The sequence below is a fragment of the Fundicoccus ignavus genome, from assembly GCF_009659375.1.
Lineage (GTDB): Bacteria > Bacillota > Bacilli > Lactobacillales > Aerococcaceae > Fundicoccus > Fundicoccus ignavus.
Map to the genome: position 1 here is coordinate 1 of NZ_WJQT01000043.1, position 2,932 is coordinate 2,932.

The 2,932-nt window shown below is 32.1% G+C and carries 1 tRNA gene and 1 pseudogene; one reads left to right on the forward strand and one right to left on the reverse strand.

From position 1 onward, the window contains the following. Positions 1–1,282: 1,282 nt before the first annotated feature. A pseudogene (locus GF867_RS13530) lies at positions 1,283–2,346 on the forward strand (IS3 family transposase); the annotation flags it as partial. A gap of 462 nt (positions 2,347–2,808) precedes the next feature. On the opposite strand, the gene GF867_RS13535 reads toward GF867_RS13530, so the two are convergent. Next, positions 2,809–2,892, reverse strand: a tRNA-Leu gene (locus tag GF867_RS13535). Positions 2,893–2,932 lie beyond the last annotated feature (40 nt).

Genomic DNA, 2,932 nt, shown 5'->3' on the forward strand with positions numbered 1-2,932 from the left:
AAAAGTTTTCAACCGTTTCGCATGTCACTTAGACAGAAGATTTTGTTTAGTTTGTGTCGCCTCGTGACGACAAGAAATAATATAACATGCTTCGCCTATTTCTGTCAAACCTTTTTAAGAATTTCTTTAAAATTTTCCGATTTTTCTTTATATTCCCTTTGCGTCCTGCTTTCTTGAGATTTTTATGCGTAATTATATTTTTACTTTTATTATTAACATTTATATTGGATAACAATTGTAATTAACTCTTTTAGATCTGTATTTTGCTTATGGTGTAAACTAGAAGTTTATACGCTTATCCATTTTAATTCTATCTGAAACACTTACTCACTACTCACTACTCACTACTCACTACTCACTACTCACTACTCTAATTATCGCTAACTACATTCAATAATCAGTCAAAAGGTAACATTTCTTAACTTTTTATGATTATAGGGTTAGAATATCTTGCTAAACATTCTAGAATCAAAGTATTAGTTGTTTTAAAATCGCAATAAAGTTTTCCTGTTTTTCACTCGTTTTTATATTTTAATGCGTATCAAATTTGCTACTGATTTTATTTTTTATATATTATTTTTTTAATCTAACTGTTAATTTAGAATAATCAACACAAAACTTTTTTGAAAAATTCACACCTATTTCGATTACTATTTCTTATTTTCAAAATTAAAAATGAACGGGTAATTTTGATAAAAGTTATTTCAACTTTCAAATTGAGTTCTTCACATCCACCAAACATCTATACTTGTATAATTTCTTTCTAAATACTAAATCATTTAAGAAAAAGGTTAAAGTTCTCATCTCTAATTTTTCTATCAATTCGAATGGCTGTTTTTAGTTCAAGAAATAACCAATAGCTATTCACTGGTAAACATGCCATGTTAATTTAAATTTACGCGCTAGTTGTTCCACTTCATAAAGAACTAAATAAATTTAAGTAATTGCTTTTGCTGGAAATAAAGTACTCTTCCAACTCTTTAGCTATTAAGGGATTAAGTTAATGTCAGATTAGATAATCGTTATCGTTAGTCATCATAATTATTACTTTCATGATGAATTATGATAAGGATTGAACTTAAAAATATTGAGAGAGAAACTACTTACAATAACAAACGTTTTTTAAGTAGTGTATTACTTTTTTTATACTAGTTTCTTAATATCATCTAATTGCTTAGGGTGGCACACAGACATTACCCAAAGATCCGTCCGTCTAGATAGGTTACACTAAGTTAGACAGAAAAATTAAGGCCTGGTTGAATTAAACTAAAGAACCTGAAAACGAGAGTTTAAAAGCCAATTAGTCAGACTATACGAAAATGGAAAACCTCGTGTGGATATTTTAAGAGAATATGAACTTATGCCATCCACCTTCGATAAGTGAGTGAAGTAATTTAGAACATCTGGTTCTTTTAGTAAAAAGGATAATCGTACACCAGAAGAAGATGAATTAATGAAGTTGCATAAAGAAAATCAACGCTTGTTAATGAAAAATGATATTCTAAAGCAAGCAGTGCTGATTATGTTCAAAAGTAGATGTGATTGGTCACAACCGATGTCAGCAATGAGTAAAGTCCTGGAAATTGCAAGAAGCACTTATTACTATGAAGCTAAAAGGAAAACGACAAGTGATCGCAAGTTAAACGAAACAATTATTCGAATTTTTAAAGCGAGTCGAAACATTTATGGGACAAGAAAAATTAAAGTCGAACTAAAAAAAGAAGATTAATTTTATCAAGAAGCCGTATTGGCCACATCATGGCAGAAGAAGGCTCGATTTCTCACTACACAATCGCTCAATTTAAAGCAACTACTTCCAATGTAAACGAAGAAAAAGTGACCAAAGTTCTTAACAGAGCGTTAATTCATCAACCTGAATTAGCAGTTGTCGTGAGTGATTTAACCTTTGTTCGAGTAAACGTCAAGTGGCATTATGTTTGCTTATTTCTTAATCTGTTTAATCGTGAAATTATTGGTCATAGTGCTGCGCCAATAAAACTGTAGCACTCGTTTATAGCACTATTTCCAGCATTAAACGACCGTTGCATTTAATTGAACTATTCCACACAGATCGTGGAGTGAATTCAACAACTAATTAATTTAAGAGGCCTTGACAACGTTTGGCATTCAATGCTCTTAAAGTGCAAAAACATGCCCTTATGACAACGCAGTAGCTGAAGTAATGTTTAAAGTGGTCAAACAGAATTTACTAAAGGTCCCTATTTTAATAGTTTAGAGCAAATAACACTCGAATTAAATAATTATGTCCATTTGGCTAATCATATTAGAATTCATGGAACACTCGGTTACCAAACACCTGTCGAGTATCGATTACAGACCTTATAATATTTGCTTGAAATAGTGTTGACAATCCAGAATTAAAATAGACTCAATATCATTCAGAATCTGTAATACCTTTAAATATAACAGCTTTAATCAGTTTTTGTGCCTATTCTAGCTAAAAATACACTATTGGGGCTTAAATTTCGGACAATTTTGCGGTACTATGTATATATGCCAAGTGAATTCTCCTTTTGATGGTTGTGGTGACTATATTAAAAAGGAATTCACTGGCTTTTTTTGTACAAAATAAAAAAGAGTGTCAGTAAGGATTTCCTCACCAACACTCAAAATTTTAGAACCGATTAAATCAGCATTTGTTAGAGTTACAGTCTAACGTCTTGTTAGATTTTCGGGAATTCAGCCTAAAAAAATAATGTTAATGGAAAGCCTAAGGTTTCCACTAACACTAAACATTCTGAAAAATATAAAGGACCCCAATGTAATATACACTAGGGTCCTTCGTAATACCGGTGGCCGGGGTCGAACCGGCACGCCCGTGAGGGCACAGGATTTTGAGTCCAGCGCGTCTGCCTATTCCGCCACACCGGCATAAATAATTCAGTTGTAGCTAAGGCGGTGATCGGATTTG